The organism is Candidatus Cloacimonadota bacterium (assembly GCA_016932035.1).
Lineage (GTDB): Bacteria > Cloacimonadota > Cloacimonadia > JGIOTU-2 > JGIOTU-2 > Celaenobacter.
Window position 1 is genome coordinate 99,501 of sequence record JAFGDR010000040.1, and the last position, 14,085, is coordinate 113,585.

Annotated in this window: 16 protein-coding genes; all 16 read left to right on the forward strand. The window is 42.1% G+C overall.

The genetic code is table 11. From position 1 onward, the window contains the following. Position 1: 1 nt before the first annotated feature. The 16 genes from JW794_07515 to JW794_07590 all read left to right on the forward strand — a co-directional run bounded on the left by JW794_07515 (position 2) and on the right by JW794_07590 (position 14,063). Entirely contained in the window at positions 2 to 847 is an 846-nt protein-coding gene (locus JW794_07515) for a fumarate hydratase (GenBank protein ID MBN2017957.1), read from the forward strand. A gap of 12 nt (positions 848 to 859) precedes the next feature. Next, positions 860 to 1,414 carry a Fe-S-containing hydro-lyase gene (locus JW794_07520; GenBank protein MBN2017958.1) on the forward strand — a complete coding sequence of 185 codons (555 nt, stop codon included), beginning with the start codon at positions 860 to 862 and terminating at the stop codon, positions 1,412 to 1,414. 45 nt (positions 1,415 to 1,459) lie between these two features. Next, the gene (locus JW794_07525; protein ID MBN2017959.1) at positions 1,460 to 1,810 is read left to right on the forward strand and encodes a four helix bundle protein; all 351 of its coding nucleotides are present in this window, start codon (positions 1,460 to 1,462) and stop codon (positions 1,808 to 1,810) included. Positions 1,811 to 1,907: 97 nt separating this feature from the next. Then, complete coding sequence (locus JW794_07530) at positions 1,908 to 2,168, forward strand: 4Fe-4S binding protein (GenBank protein ID MBN2017960.1); 261 nt, start codon at positions 1,908 to 1,910, stop codon at positions 2,166 to 2,168. Then, positions 2,168 to 3,325 (forward strand): 2-oxoacid:acceptor oxidoreductase subunit alpha, encoded by a 1,158-nt coding sequence (locus tag JW794_07535; GenBank protein MBN2017961.1) that lies wholly within the window; start codon positions 2,168 to 2,170, stop codon positions 3,323 to 3,325. The genes JW794_07530 and JW794_07535 overlap by 1 nt, the downstream gene beginning before the upstream one ends. After that, positions 3,315 to 4,274 (forward strand): 2-oxoacid:ferredoxin oxidoreductase subunit beta, encoded by a 960-nt coding sequence (locus JW794_07540; GenBank protein ID MBN2017962.1) that lies wholly within the window; start codon positions 3,315 to 3,317, stop codon positions 4,272 to 4,274. The genes JW794_07535 and JW794_07540 overlap by 11 nt, the downstream gene beginning before the upstream one ends. After that, positions 4,271 to 4,813, forward strand: a complete 543-nt coding sequence (locus JW794_07545; protein ID MBN2017963.1) for a 2-oxoacid:acceptor oxidoreductase family protein — start codon at positions 4,271 to 4,273, stop codon at positions 4,811 to 4,813. The genes JW794_07540 and JW794_07545 overlap by 4 nt, the downstream gene beginning before the upstream one ends. Continuing rightward, the gene (locus JW794_07550) at positions 4,810 to 5,217 is read left to right on the forward strand and encodes a 4Fe-4S dicluster domain-containing protein (protein ID MBN2017964.1); all 408 of its coding nucleotides are present in this window, start codon (positions 4,810 to 4,812) and stop codon (positions 5,215 to 5,217) included. The genes JW794_07545 and JW794_07550 overlap by 4 nt, the downstream gene beginning before the upstream one ends. A 35-nt stretch (positions 5,218 to 5,252) precedes the next feature. Beyond that, the gene (locus tag JW794_07555) at positions 5,253 to 6,131 is read left to right on the forward strand and encodes a CoB--CoM heterodisulfide reductase iron-sulfur subunit B family protein (protein MBN2017965.1); all 879 of its coding nucleotides are present in this window, start codon (positions 5,253 to 5,255) and stop codon (positions 6,129 to 6,131) included. A 9-nt stretch (positions 6,132 to 6,140) separates the two neighbouring features. After that, positions 6,141 to 8,096 carry a CoB--CoM heterodisulfide reductase iron-sulfur subunit A family protein gene (locus tag JW794_07560; protein ID MBN2017966.1) on the forward strand — a complete coding sequence of 652 codons (1,956 nt, stop codon included), beginning with the start codon at positions 6,141 to 6,143 and terminating at the stop codon, positions 8,094 to 8,096. Positions 8,097 to 8,128: 32 nt separating this feature from the next. After that, positions 8,129 to 8,545, forward strand: coding sequence for a hydrogenase iron-sulfur subunit (locus JW794_07565; protein ID MBN2017967.1), 417 nt, complete (start codon positions 8,129 to 8,131; stop codon positions 8,543 to 8,545). A 98-nt stretch (positions 8,546 to 8,643) separates the two neighbouring features. Further along, positions 8,644 to 9,330, forward strand: a complete 687-nt coding sequence (locus JW794_07570; protein ID MBN2017968.1) for a 4Fe-4S dicluster domain-containing protein — start codon at positions 8,644 to 8,646, stop codon at positions 9,328 to 9,330. Between the two features lie 25 nt (positions 9,331 to 9,355). Further along, complete coding sequence (locus JW794_07575) at positions 9,356 to 11,023, forward strand: FAD-binding protein (GenBank protein MBN2017969.1); 1,668 nt, start codon at positions 9,356 to 9,358, stop codon at positions 11,021 to 11,023. A gap of 95 nt (positions 11,024 to 11,118) precedes the next feature. Beyond that, positions 11,119 to 12,132: an oxidoreductase gene (locus JW794_07580; protein MBN2017970.1), complete on the forward strand. Its 1,014-nt coding sequence runs from the start codon at positions 11,119 to 11,121 to the stop codon at positions 12,130 to 12,132. A 6-nt stretch (positions 12,133 to 12,138) separates the two neighbouring features. Beyond that, on the forward strand, positions 12,139 to 13,599 hold the full coding sequence (locus JW794_07585) for a Ni/Fe hydrogenase subunit alpha (protein MBN2017971.1): 1,461 nt from the start codon (positions 12,139 to 12,141) through the stop codon (positions 13,597 to 13,599). 2 nt (positions 13,600 to 13,601) lie between these two features. Continuing rightward, on the forward strand, positions 13,602 to 14,063 hold the full coding sequence (locus JW794_07590) for a hydrogenase maturation protease (protein MBN2017972.1): 462 nt from the start codon (positions 13,602 to 13,604) through the stop codon (positions 14,061 to 14,063). Positions 14,064 to 14,085: the final 22 nt, after the last annotated feature.

Sequence of the window (14,085 nt, forward strand, 5' to 3'; positions counted from 1 at the left end):
CGTGAGAGAAATCAATGTTAATGAAATCATTCCTGTTGTAAGAAAATTGTGTATCGATGCCAATTACTATATCGGCGAAGATGTTCTCGACAAGATCAAAGAGTTTTATGAGAAAGAAGAATCCCCGACAGCAAAAGAGGTGCTTTCCATCCTTCTTGAAAACTATGAACTTGCAGCAAAAGAAAAAATGCCATCATGCCAGGATACAGGTGTTGCTGTTGTATTTATCGAACTTGGTCAGGATGTTCACCTTGTTGGTGGAGATTTTTATGAAGCCATTCATGAAGGTGTTCGACAGGGTTACAAAGACGGATATCTGCGGAAATCTCTTGTTCATGATCCTATCATAGACCGGGTTAACACAAAAGATAATACACCAGCTCTCATCTATACAGATATCGTTCCCGGTGATAAGATCAAGATCACTGTTGCACCAAAAGGTGGCGGATCTGAAAACATGAGTGAAGTTAAAATGATGAAGGCCGCTGATGGCATCGAAGGTGTCGTCGATTTCGTGGTTGACCGTGTCCGTCGATCGGGCGGAAATCCCTGTCCACCAATCGTTGTTGGAGTTGGGCTTGGCGGCAATTTTGAGCAAAGTGCACTTCTTGCAAAAAAAGCTCTTTTGCGTCCTCTTAATGAAAAACACCCTGAAGATAAATGGTCTAAAATTGAAGAAGAAATACTGGAAAAAGTCAATAACCTTGGAATTGGACCTCAAGGATTTGGTGGAAGAACAACAGCTCTCGGTGTATCCATCATGCATAAACCCTGTCACATTGCATCGATGCCTGTTGCAGTAAACATTCAATGTCACGCTGCCCGTCATAAAAGCTCAGTTATATAAGAAGGAGTACACATGGCACAAACGATAAAATTACAAACTCCTCTGACAGATGAAGATGTTTCCAAACTTTCTATTGGTGATAAAGTACTCATTTCCGGAACGATCTACACTGGACGTGATGCGGCACATAAACGGCTAGTCGAGCTTGTTGAAGCTGGCAAAGAACTACCTTTTGATATAAAGGGACAGATCATATATTACGTTGGACCAGCCCCAGCTCCTCCCGGAAAGCCGATCGGCTCTGCAGGTCCCACAACGAGTTACAGAATGGATCCCTATGCCCCCGTGTTGATGGATGTCGGTCTTAAAGGTATGATTGGAAAAGGTCCTCGCAGTCAATCAGTAATAGATTCAATGAAAAAGAACAAGGCAGTGTATTTGGCTGCTATCGGCGGTGCGGCAGTTGTTGTAGCAAAAGCTATCACAGATGCCAAAGTAATTGCTTATGATGATCTCGGCACTGAAGCGATTCGTGAACTCACAGTTGAAGATTTCCCGTGTATCGTAGCCAATGATATTTATGGAAATGACATTTATAAAGAAGGTGTAGAAAAGTATAAGAAGTGAAGCTTGAATTTGGAAACTTGAAATTTGATTCAAGTATAATTTATTATGAAAGAAGTTTTTGAATTAGATGTATATAAATTATCAGAGGAGTTATCGGATTTGATCTGGTATGCCTACGATAACTGGTCAGATAAAGCAAAAATGACTTTTGGATATCAAATCATCAGAGCTGCTGATAGCATAGCAGCAAATATTGCTGAAGGATATGGTAGATATACTCCAAGTGATAGAAAATTATTTTATCGATATGCAAGAGGTTCATTCGAAGAGACAAAATGTTGGCCTCGAAAAGCCATAAGAAGAAAAATTATCACAGATGCAAATGTCATGAAATTTACTGAAATCATAAATGAACTTGGACCAAAACTTAATGCTTTTTTCAAGAGTACAAAATAATGAATAATATTAATCAGCAACAAATTTTTAAATCATCGAGTTTCCAGTTTCCAGTTTCCAGTTTCCAGTTTCAAACATCATCCCCAAGGAGTTTTTAATGAGATATTGGGAAAAACCTTTTGGGAAAGAAAAACCCAAAACAATATGCGGAGAGATCCACATCATTAGTGATCGATGCAAGGGTTGCTCCTTCTGTATCGAGTATTGTCCCCGTGATGTACTTGAACTTTCCACAGAGTTCAATCTCAAGGGATATCACCCTCCAGTTGTAGCAAAACCTGATCAATGTACGTTTTGCGGATTATGCGAAATGATCTGTCCGGATTTTGCAATATTTGTAACTGAGAAGGAGGAGTAGTGTTTCAAGAATCACGACTACACGGCGAATTTTTTATGCAAGGTGATATTGCCTGTGCAGAAGGTGCACTGGCTGCAGGCTGCCGTTTTTTTGGCGGTTATCCCATTACTCCTGCTTCAGAGATAGCTGAACGCATGGCTATGAGACTTCCGCTACTCAACGGTGTGTTCATACAATACGAAGATGAAATAGCCTCGATGGCTGGTATTCTGGGCGCTTCATGGGCTGGTGTTAAATCAATGACCGCCACATCAGGTCCCGGTATTTCTCTTATGAATGAGAATATTGGTCTTGGAATGATGATGGAAGCTCCCTGTGTGGTCATTAATGTCCAAAGAGGTTCACCTTCAACTGGTCTTCCAACAACCTGGGGTCAATCCGATATGATGCAGGCACGCTGGGGTTCACACGGCGATTATGGCAGCATCTCTCTTGTACCAAACTCACCCCAGGAATTCTTCGACCTGACAGTTACTGCTTTCAATTTTGCTGAGAAGTACAGATTACCGGTTTTCATTCTGGCAGACGCCCTTGTTGGTCACATGACTGAGAAAGTGGTCATCCCCCCCGTTGAAGAACTAACAATCATCAATAGAAAATATACAACCAAGAAACCCGGAGAATACCTTGCATACGATTATGGCAAGGATCTCGTTCCTGACTTTGCAAAAGCCGGTGACGGATACCGGTATCATACAACAGGTCTTACACATGATAGACGCGGCTATCCGGACATGACCGTTGAATGCCAGGAAGAACTTGTGCCCAGGCTTGTAAACAAAATCAAGAATAACATAAATGATATTTCTCTGACTGAAGAATATGATATTGAAGGTGCAGATGTTATAGTAATTTCCTATGGCATCACATCCCGAACGGTTCTTCCTTCAATCACCGCAGCAAAAGAAAAGGGCATAAAAGTTGGATATTTACGTTTGAAAACCGTATGGCCTTTCCCAGAAGAAAAGATACGCAAATTGTCCGGGAACGTTGCTGGTTTTGTGGTTCCCGAGATGAACCTTGGACAAATATCTCTGGAAGTTGAACGATGTGCATGCAACAATTCAAAAGTAAAGCTCGTTCCTCATCCCGGAGGTGGTATACATAAATTTGAAGATGTTCTGAAGGCAATCGAAGAGGTCGCACATGGCAAATAATACAGCAAAACCCATTATAGAAGAAAAACCTCATCCAATGGAAGATCTCCTGAGGATGGACAGAATGCCTCATATTTGGTGTTCAGGCTGCGGACTCGGCTCTGCAGTCACAACCTTTGTGGAGGGCTTAAAAAAAGCCGGTGTATCCTATGATAAAACAGCAATCGTTTCAGGCATAGGTTGTACCGGTCGTGTTGCAGGCTATCTACGGCTTGATTCTTATCATACAACACACGGAAGAGCAATTCCTTTTGCAACTGGTTTGAAACTGGCAAATCGTGAATTAACCGTCGTTGTATTTTCCGGCGATGGTGACCTGTTTGCAATCGGTGGCAACCATCTGATACATGCAGCAAGAAGAAATGTTGATATTAATGTTATTTGTGTAAACAATTTTATATATGGTATGACCGGTGGGCAGAATGCACCTACCACTCCTCTCGGCGCTTATAGTTCCACCGCTCCTTACGGCAACTATGAAATGCCCTTCAATCTTGTGGGACTGGCAGCTGCTGCTGGAGCAAGCTATGTGGCCAGATGGACGACCATGCATGCACGCCGTTTAACAGATTCTATCGCAAAAGCGGCTAATAAAAAAGGTTTCTGCTTTATCGAGATCGTTTCCCCATGTGCAACAGTCTTTGCACGAAAAAACAAGGGTGGTTCCGGGCTCGATCTTCTCAAAGAATTTCAGACACGAGCTATTATCGATCATGAAGCAGATCCCACACAAATACCTCTTAGCATGGATAATGAGATCGTTTGCGGTGAATTTGTTAATAAGGATAAACCTACTTTTTGGGAAAATGTTCAAACCGGAATTAAAGCAAAATTAGAAAAATTTTCAAACTGGGAGGAGCTGCAAAGCAATTCCACAAAAATTCCCCATAAAAAATCTGTAACCTATACATCCAGCAGAGATACTTACAATTCCAGGAGCAACACATGAGTGAACTCAGAGTTAAGATATCAGGATTCGGCGGACAGGGGATCATACTATCTGCGTTTATTCTTGGGAAAGCAGCATCAATATATGACCAGCAATACTCCTCCATGACCCAAGCATACGGACCGGAAGCACGTGGTGGTGCCTGTAGCTCGCAAGTCGTGATTTCCCCAAAAAGCGTTGAATATCCGTTGGTTGATACTGCAGATGTACTCCTTGCAATGTCGCAAGAAGGTTATGATACATTTCTCCCAATCCTAAAAAAGGGCGGCATTCTCTGCTATGATACTGACCTGGTTGAAAAGATGCAATCTCATAAAGACATAATCGCAAAAGGGATACCCGCTACTCGTCTCGCTGAAGAACTCGGCAAGAAGATCGTTGCAAACATTGTTATGCTCGGTTTTGCTACAAAACAGGCAAAGATCGCTACTCCCGAGGCAATGAAGGGAGCAATTACCGATTCGGTACCCAAAAAATTCACTGACCTGAACATGAAAGCATTTCAGGCAGGATATGACTATGACGAGGATAAATCATGACATTAAAGATCACTCGCGAACGAATAAAAAATTCCCTAGTTGATAAAATTGAAGAAATTTCAGGGCAAAATGTTTTCGATTGCTACCAGTGCGGTATCTGTTCATCAGGCTGTCCTGTTACAGATTACATGGATTACCCTCCGAATCAGGTAATGCGTCTTGCACAATTTGGTTGCATAGATGATATCCTCAACTCAAAAACCATCTGGATATGCTCGACGTGTCTGCAATGCTCGACGCGCTGTCCCAAAGGTATCGAGGTTGCCAAAGTTATGGAAGCACTCCGAACGATCAATCTGAGGCAACGTGAAGGAACCCTCAAACCGGAAGAACTCAAAACCAAAGAACTGAAAGATCTTCCGCAAATTGCGTTGGTTAGTGCGTTCCGTAAGCTTACAGGATAAATTATTTGCATGAAAATTATTAAAGGAATCAACATATGAAACTTGGATATTTCCCCGGTTGTACTTTGAAAACCAATGCCAAGCATTTTGAAGACTCTGCAATGGAAGTCATGAAAGTGCTTGGGCATCCCTTGGAAGAGATGGCAAACTGGATTTGTTGCGGTACCGTATTCTCTATGACGACAGACGATCTCATGCTCCAACTTGCTTCGATAAGAAATCTACTTCGTGCTGAAAATCAAGGTTATGATGAACTTGTTGCACTGTGCAGCATGTGCTATAATACACTGAAAAGGGCTAAAGAATTTATTCTTAATGATGAGGAAAATCTACGAAAAGTAAATGACTTCATGTATAGAGAAGATTCCGCATTCAAGGGAACGACCGATGTGGTGCATCTTCTGAGTATATTGAAGGACAGAATTACGTTTGATGCAATACAAAAAAAGGTCACGAAACCTCTCAAAGATTTGAAGATCGGCGCATATTATGGCTGCCTTCTTGTTCGTCCGAAAGAACTTGCAATCGATGATTATGAAGATCCAATTATCATGGAAGAACTGGTAGATAAACTTGGCGGTGAAGGTGTTGTATTTCCCTACCGGCTTGAATGCTGTGGAGCATATCAGACGATCACCGAAAAGGATGTGACGATAAAAAGAACGTATGAGATCATCAATTCTGCTCGTGAAGCAGGATGTGAAGCTCTTATAACAAGCTGTCCATTATGTGCATTCAATCTCGATCAAAGACAAAAGGAAACATCTGAAGAATTTTTAGAATTTTCAACCATGCCCGTATTTTATTTCACTGAACTCATGGCTATTGCATTAGGGGTGAAATGGAACAAGGAATGGAAGAAACTGCATTATGTCAATCCCGAACCCTTGCTAAAAGAAAAAGGTTTAATATAGAGGATTATAATGAAAAGAATCGGCGTTTTCATCTGCCATTGCGGTATTAACATCAAAGATACAGTTGATGTCGAAAGACTTACACAAGAACTTGAAACTTATCCTGGTGTTACCTACATAGAAAATTACATGTTTATGTGCTCTGATCCGGGTCAGAACAATATCAAAAATGCCATCCGCGAACATAAGCTTGATGGTGTAGTTGTTGCTGCCTGTTCTCCAACACTGCACGAATCGACCTTCCAGACAGTACTTAAAGAATCTGGCTTAAATGAATTTCAATTGGAAATAGCAAATATTCGCGAGCAGTGCAGCTGGGTACATAATGATATTGAGCAGGGAACACATAAGGCAAGACTTATCGTAAAAACTGCAATTGAAAAACTCAAACTGAACGAGTCTCTCTATCCGGTATCTGCGCCTGTTACAAAAAAGGCTCTGGTGGTCGGTGGAGGAATTTCGGGCATTCAAGCAGCTCTCGATATTGCAGATGCCGGTTTTCAAGTGATCATGGTCGAAAAGAAGCCCTCGATTGGCGGACACATGATTCAACTTTCGGAAACCTTCCCAACCCTCGACTGCTCTCAATGTATTCTCACCCCTAAAATGGTTGCTCTGAGCAAACATAAAAACATCAAACTCTATGTGAATAGTGAAGTTGTAAGTGTTGATGGTTATATTGGAAATTTCAATGTGAAGATCAAACAAAGGGCATTATACGTTGATCCTGATAAATGCAATCTTTGCGACGACTGCACAGAAGTATGCCCTGTATTGGTTCCAAACGAACAAGAGGAAGGGCTGGCGTGGAGAAAAGCCATCTATATCCCCTTCCCTCAAGCAATTCCTGCAACGTATACACTTGATGTTGACCACTGCCTTGGACTTGAGCCGATCGCATGCGGTAAATGCCGCGAAAAATGTACTGCAGGTGCAATTAATTATGATGCTAAAGATAAAATAATTGAGGAAGAAGTAGGTGCTGTAATTGTTGCCACAGGTTTCGATCTGTATCCTGTTGAAAATATTCCCGAATATGGTTATGGAAAATATCCAGATGTAATCACAAGCTTGCAGTTCGAAAGAATTCTTTCTGCAACTGGACCAACTGGCGGAGAAATTTATAGACCATCTGATGGCAAAGTTCCCAAAGAAATCGTATTCGTACAGTGCTCTGGTTCTCGCGATCCCGAACATCACCTCTCATATTGCTCAAAAATCTGCTGTATGTACACACTAAAACATGCCAAACTCTATAAACATAAAATACATAATGGGCAGCCCTATATCTTTTATATCGACATTCGTGCCGGAGGTAAGAGATATGAAGAGTTTGTCCAGCAGGCAGTTTCTGAAGAAGGTATTGTCTATATTCGCGGTAAAGTCGCAAAAATATATAAAGAAGGCGACAAAATGATCGTTATGGGTATGGACACACTCAGTGGTAAAAAGATCGAGATTAAAGCAGACCTTGTCGTGCTCGCCATGGGTATTGTGCCGAGTGAAGGTTCTCACGATCTTGTAAAAACACTGAAAATAAACACAGATGACAAGGGATTCCTTTCAGAAGCTCATCCCAAACTTCGTCCGGTTGAAAGCCTGCAGGCGGGATTTTATCTTGCAGGAACGTCTCAGGGTCCACGTGATATTCCTGACTCGGTTTCCCAGGCATCTGGTGCTGCCTCGAAGGTTCTTGCACTCCTGTCAAGCGACAAGATTTATCATTCACCAATCATTGCTTCTGTAGATAAAGATCTCTGTTCTGGATGTACCATTTGTGTAGGAACCTGTCCCTATGGAGCACGAGAGCTTGATGAAGTTACCAAAGTCGTTGAAGTCAATGAAATTCTCTGTGAGGGCTGCGGTGCATGCATTAGTGCATGTCCATCTGGTGCTGCCCAACAGAAGAATCTGACAGATAACCAGATCGATAACATGATAAAAATAATAGCGAGCGGAAAATAGCTCGTAAAGATACATGTGGAGTAGAAGATCGCATGAAAGATTTTGAACCAAAAATAGTATGTTTCTTATGCAAGTGGTGTACCTATTCCGGTGCCGATCTCGCTGGCACATCAAGAATGAAGTATCCGCCAAATGGTGTCGTGATCAAAACACTCTGTTCATCACGGGTTGATCCTCAACACGTAATGCTGGCTTTTAGCGAGGGATGCGACGGTGTGTTCATAGGTGGTTGTCATCCTGGTGATTGTCATTATCAGAGCGGTAACTATAAGACCAAACGAAGAGTTATTCTGCTAAAAAAGGTACTCGAACAGCTAGGTCTTAATACAAATCGGCTTCGTCTCGAATGGATTTCTGCAAGTGAAGGAAAGAAGTTTGCAGAAACCATGAAAGAATTCACTGAAGAAATAAAAAAACTCGGTCCGATTCCAAAAATCGGCTGTAAATAAATATTCTGAAAGCCACCGAAAGGAATCAAAAATGTTATTTCCTGATTTACTAGATATTTTCAAAATATTTTTAAGTATAAATAATAGGAGGAGTCATAATGCCTAAGAACGTTCCCATGGTGAAAGTATATATTTTAGGGGAAGGTTTTGATGTACCAGAGGGCTCGACCATAATCGGTGCTCTTGAGTATGCAGGATTCCAGCTGACAGTTGGTGTTGGTTGCCGCGAAGGTTTCTGCGGAGCTTGTGCGACACTGTACAGAGAAAAAGGCGACTATAAGCTGCAAGCGGGTCTTGCATGCCAGACGGTTGTCACCGATGGTATGAACATAGCTCAAATACCTTTTGTTCCTGCAGAAAAACCAATCTACGATATCAATAAAGTCGATCCTGATATCGAAGCATTCAAAACACTCTATCCGACACTTTTCAGGTGTGTTGGATGTAATACCTGTACAAAGATATGTCCTCAGGATATTGAGGTTATGGATTATGTCCAGGCACTCATTCGTGGAGATGTCGCCAGAGCAGCAGACCTTTCTTTTGACTGTATTCGATGCGGACTCTGTGCATTGCGTTGTCCGGCTGAAATCGTACAATATAATGCAGCAATTCTTGCTCGTCGCCTCACAGGCAAATATCTTCTTCCAAAGAGTCCCGATCTTGAAGCCAGGGTAAAGGAAATTGCTGAAGGACTCTATAATAATGAGCTTGAAAAACTCACCACCTCAAACACAGAGACCATTAAAAAGCGATATTATGATCGTGAAATCAAAACCGGATAAATTTTAAACATTTAGGAGAATAGATATGTATCCAGAATATATGCGCAAATCGATCAGAAAGGTCGAAAAGACGCGACCCGAGAGACTGAAACTTGCACGTTCAGGCAAAGCAATCTTCCCTATGATGTCCGCAGAAGAACGACAGGAAGTGCTTGATAAATTTCATCCTGACTATAAGAAAGATGCTCGAAAAAAAGTGCGAATAGGACCAAATAAAGGGGATAATATCACAACAGAAGTTGTTGATCAACTCGAAGCTTATTCAAGAATTAAGCCTGATTATTTCGACTTAAAGAATCCTGACTATGAAACAGATGTCCTCGTTATCGGTGCCGGCTCAGCAGGTTTTTCCGCATCCCTTCTTGCAGCGGAAAACGGAGCTGATGTTCTGCTTGTAACAAAACTGAGAATTGGTGACTCTAATTCAATGATGGCGCAGGGTGGTATTCAGGCATCCGTTCGACCTGATGATAATCCCGTACTCCACTATCTCGATGTTATGGGTGGCGGACACTTTGACAATATCCCAGAGCTCGTTAAAGCTCTTGTCGCTGAAGCTCCAGATGCGATACATTGGCTTCAGGATCTCGGGGTTATGTTCGACAGAAATGAAGATGGAACAATGCTCACGAAACCCGGTGGCGGAACATGCAGACCGCGTATGCATTCTGCTCGTGACTATACCGGTGCAGCTATCTGTAGGACAATCCGTGATGAGGTGCTGAATCGTCCAGATAAGATAAAGATTTTGGAACATCAACCAGCAGTCGAACTTATTAAAGATGAAAATGGGAATGTCGCCGGCGCTGTGTTGTATCATTTAGAAAACAGGAATTATTACACGGTTAAAGCTAAAGCGATCATTATTGCAACCGGTGGCTTTGGACGTCTGCACGTTAAAGGATTTGAAACGACCAATCATTACGGTGCTACGGCAGACGGACTTGTCGTTGCTTATCGCGCAGGTGCAAAACTTTTATATATGGATTCAGTCCAATACCATCCAACCGGTGCTGTGTATCCACCGCAAATTCTCGGATTCCTCTGCACAGAAAAACTGCGAGGTCTCGGTGCTCAACCCGTAAATAAGAATGGTGAATTATTCGTTCATCCACTCGAACCTCGTGATATTGAGGCGTCTGCATTCATTCGTGAATGCACAGAACGTGATCTTGGTATTCAGACACCGGGAGGTCAAGTCGGTATCTGGTTGGATTCTCCACTGATCGAAAAGCTGAGTGGACCCGGTACGATCAAGAAGAACCTTCCGGCTATGCTTAGACAGTTCGAACGTTTTGATGTTGATATCACACAAGATCCAATACTGGTATATCCAACTCTCCATTATCAAAACGGCGGTATCGAAATTAATGATCACTGCGAAACAAACGTGAATGGTCTTTTTGTTGCTGGAGAAGCTGCTGGAGGCATCCATGGACGCAATCGTCTGATGGGAAATTCTCAGCTTGATCTGATTGTATTTGGGCGACGTGCCGGTATTTACGCAGCGGAATATGCTAAAAAAGCGAAGACCGGAAAACTAACACTCTCGCATATCACTGAATATGACCAGGAAGTGAAAAAAATCGGTATTGACAGAAAACACATCTCACCGATGGTTCTTCCTGATTATACCCCTGCTTCTGTGAAAGAGCGTCAATACACAACTGAATATCAAGGAACTCTAAGATAATTTCTAATGTATAATTAGATTAGTATTTTTATGATTTATAAATTTGAGTTATGTTCAATCTACGTTAATTCGTGGTTAGTAACCCTGGAGGTTTAATGGCAAAACCGAAAGTTGCTTTTTATTGGTGTGCATCCTGTGGAGGATGCGAAGAAGCGATTGTTGATCTGCATGAAGATATCTTGAAAGTAGCAGAGCTCGTTGATATCGTGTTCTGGCCTTGTGCAATGGATTTCAAGACCAATGACGTCAAAAATATGCAGGACAATGAAATAAATGTTTGTTTTATTAATGGAGCGATCCGAACAGATGAACAGGTAGAGATGGCGCATCTATTACGTAAAAAAGCTCAGATCATTGTTTCTTTTGGTTCATGCTCGCAGCTTGGAGGAATACCTGGTCTTGCCAACTTCTGGGATAAAGAATCGATCTTTGCATCATCCTATGGTGGCAGATGCCCTTCAGTTAATAATCCTGATGGTGTTGTACCACAAGAAATCTCTGAAGTGCCTGAAGGCGAACTAACCCTTCCAGCATTCCACAACACAGTAAAAACGACTGATCAGGTTATCGATGTTGATTATTATCTTCCCGGCTGTTCTCCTGCTCCCTACCTCACTATGCGTGCGATCAATACAATTCTATCTGGTGATCTACCTCCAAAAGGAACCGTACTTGCACCGAATAAAGCACTCTGCGAAGTATGCTCAAGAAATGAAACAAAGCCGGAGAAACTATCCATAGATAGAGTAAATCGTGTTTCATTGGTAGATGTTGATCCTGAAAAATGCTTCCTAGCACAAGGTATTATCTGCATGGGACCAGTCACACGCTCAGGATGTAACGGAGAAGCAGATGGGCGTTGTGTTGCCGCCAATATGCCGTGCAGAGGTTGTTATGGACCAACAACAGAAGTTCACGATGTCGGCGCCAAGATGATCGCAGCTCTCGCTTCGGTCGTTGGACTCGATGGCGAAGAAAACATGAGTGAAACTGCTGTTCAAAAATTACTCGATCAAATCGTTGATCCTGCAGGCACGTTTTACCGATTCTCACTTGCAAAATCCTATTTCCGCAGGAAGATTATGACTGATCCAAAAGAGGAGAAATAACCAATCATGGGTACAAAAGTTACAATAGATCCAATCACCAGACTGGAAGGTCATGGTAAGATAGAAATATTTTTAAATGATGAAGGCAATGTTGATAATGCATACCTTCAAATACCTGAATTAAAGGGATTCGAACAGTTTTGTATCGACCGTCCTGTCGAGGAACTTCCTCGTATTACACCACGAATTTGCGGCGTATGCCCCATGGCTCATCACATGGCAGCCACAAAAACCGTCGATGCTGTCTATCATGTGCAGCCAACTGAAACAGCAAAAAAACTCCGCCAGCTTGTGTATGATTGCTACATTTACGAAGATCACATGCTTCACTTCTTTTTTCTTGGTGGTCCAGACTTCGTTGTTACACCATCAGCACCGGCAAAGGAACGAAATATCCTTGGAGTGATTGCAAAAGTCGGACTTGAGATTGGCACCCGGGTTATCAAGAACCGCAGACAGATTCGAAATATTGTCCAATACCTCTCAGGAAGGATCATTCATCCTGTAGGAGGACTCCCGGGCGGTGTTTCAAAAGGACTCACTGAAGAAAAAAGACAGGAGTTTTTGAAAGTTGCAATTGAAGCTCGTGATTTTGCAAAAGAAAGTATCGAGATTTTCAATAAAATTGTGCTGGGAAATAATGCCTATGTCGATCTTGTAGTCGGTGATATTTACAAACACAAGACCTATTACATGGGTTTGGTTGATGAAAATAATAAAGTTAATTTCTACGATGGCAAAGTTCGTGTTGTCGATCCCGATGGGAAAGAATTTGTGAAATTCGGACCAGACGAATACCTTAAACAGATCGCAGAGCACGTCGAGCCCTGGAGTTATATGAAATTCCCCTTCCTCAAAACAATTGGCTGGAAGGGCTTCAAGGAAGGTAAACAAAACGGCATATACCGCGTCGCACCTCTTGCTCGTCTGAATGTTTCTGAAGGTATGGCTACACCTATGGCTCAGGAAGAGTACGATCGCATGTATGAAATCCTTGGCGGAAAACCGGCTCATAATACGCTGGCATTCCATTGGGCACGTTTGATCGAAGCTCTGTATGCTTCAGAACACATCGTAGAATTACTCGAAGATAAATCAATTACCTCTCCCGACATCAGAAATATTCCAACAGAAGTTCCAACTGAAGGTGTCGGCATCGTTGAAGCTGCACGAGGAACGCTCATCCATCATTATAAAACTGATGATCATGGCATGGTAAAAGCAGTGAACCTGATCGTTGCAACAGTTGGCAACTCGGCAGCAATGTCACTTTCCATTGCAAAAGCTGCAAAAGCACTTATCAAGAATGGTAAGGTTGATGACGGCTTATTGAATATGGTCGAAATGGCATTTCGCGCCTACGATCCGTGTATGGCATGTGCTACTCATTCATTACCCGGTTCTACTCCCCTTATTATAAATATCAATCAAGATAATTCGGTTATAAAAACAATCCGAAGAGATTGAACGTGAAAACGCTCGTTCTTGGACTTGGCAACACAATCATGTCTGATGATGGTGTTGGGATTTTCATAGCACGCAGAATAAAGGAACAATTACCAGAAATCGATGTCATCGAAGCAAGTGCAGCAGGTTTCCGCGTTATCGACGAAATCATTGGATATGATACATTGATCCTGATCGACTCGATCAAAACAAAAAACGGAAAGCCCGGCAACTATTACAAACTCGGAATTGAAGAATTCAAAACAACCCTTCACCATAGCTCTCCTCACGACATGGATATGTTCTCTGCGCTTGAACTGATGAAAAAGCACGATGCTGATCTCCCGGATGAAATAGTCATCTATGCAGTTGAAGTCGAAGACACCTTGAGCTATTCAGAGCAATGCACAAAAAATGTTGCTGCTGCTATTCCAAAATTGACCTCAATCATAATCGAAGAGCAATTTCCAGACAGCAAAATTTGACATAAAAACACGCACATAGATT

Excerpts from the sequence above, each read along its gene's own strand:
- JW794_07520 (MBN2017958.1), top strand. The coding sequence starts at position 860 with ATGGCACAAACGATAAAATTACAAACTCCTCTGACAGATGAAGATGTT.
- JW794_07525 (MBN2017959.1), top strand. The coding sequence starts at position 1,460 with ATGAAAGAAGTTTTTGAATTAGATGTATATAAATTATCAGAGGAGTTA.
- JW794_07530 (MBN2017960.1), top strand. The coding sequence starts at position 1,908 with ATGAGATATTGGGAAAAACCTTTTGGGAAAGAAAAACCCAAAACAATA.
- JW794_07540 (MBN2017962.1), top strand. The coding sequence starts at position 3,315 with ATGGCAAATAATACAGCAAAACCCATTATAGAAGAAAAACCTCATCCA.
- JW794_07545 (MBN2017963.1), top strand. The coding sequence starts at position 4,271 with ATGAGTGAACTCAGAGTTAAGATATCAGGATTCGGCGGACAGGGGATC.
- JW794_07550 (MBN2017964.1), top strand. The coding sequence starts at position 4,810 with ATGACATTAAAGATCACTCGCGAACGAATAAAAAATTCCCTAGTTGAT.
- JW794_07555 (MBN2017965.1), top strand. The coding sequence starts at position 5,253 with ATGAAACTTGGATATTTCCCCGGTTGTACTTTGAAAACCAATGCCAAG.
- JW794_07560 (MBN2017966.1), top strand. The coding sequence starts at position 6,141 with ATGAAAAGAATCGGCGTTTTCATCTGCCATTGCGGTATTAACATCAAA.
- JW794_07565 (MBN2017967.1), top strand. The coding sequence starts at position 8,129 with ATGAAAGATTTTGAACCAAAAATAGTATGTTTCTTATGCAAGTGGTGT.
- JW794_07570 (MBN2017968.1), top strand. The coding sequence starts at position 8,644 with ATGCCTAAGAACGTTCCCATGGTGAAAGTATATATTTTAGGGGAAGGT.
- JW794_07575 (MBN2017969.1), top strand. The coding sequence starts at position 9,356 with ATGTATCCAGAATATATGCGCAAATCGATCAGAAAGGTCGAAAAGACG.
- JW794_07580 (MBN2017970.1), top strand. The coding sequence starts at position 11,119 with ATGGCAAAACCGAAAGTTGCTTTTTATTGGTGTGCATCCTGTGGAGGA.
- JW794_07585 (MBN2017971.1), top strand. The coding sequence starts at position 12,139 with ATGGGTACAAAAGTTACAATAGATCCAATCACCAGACTGGAAGGTCAT.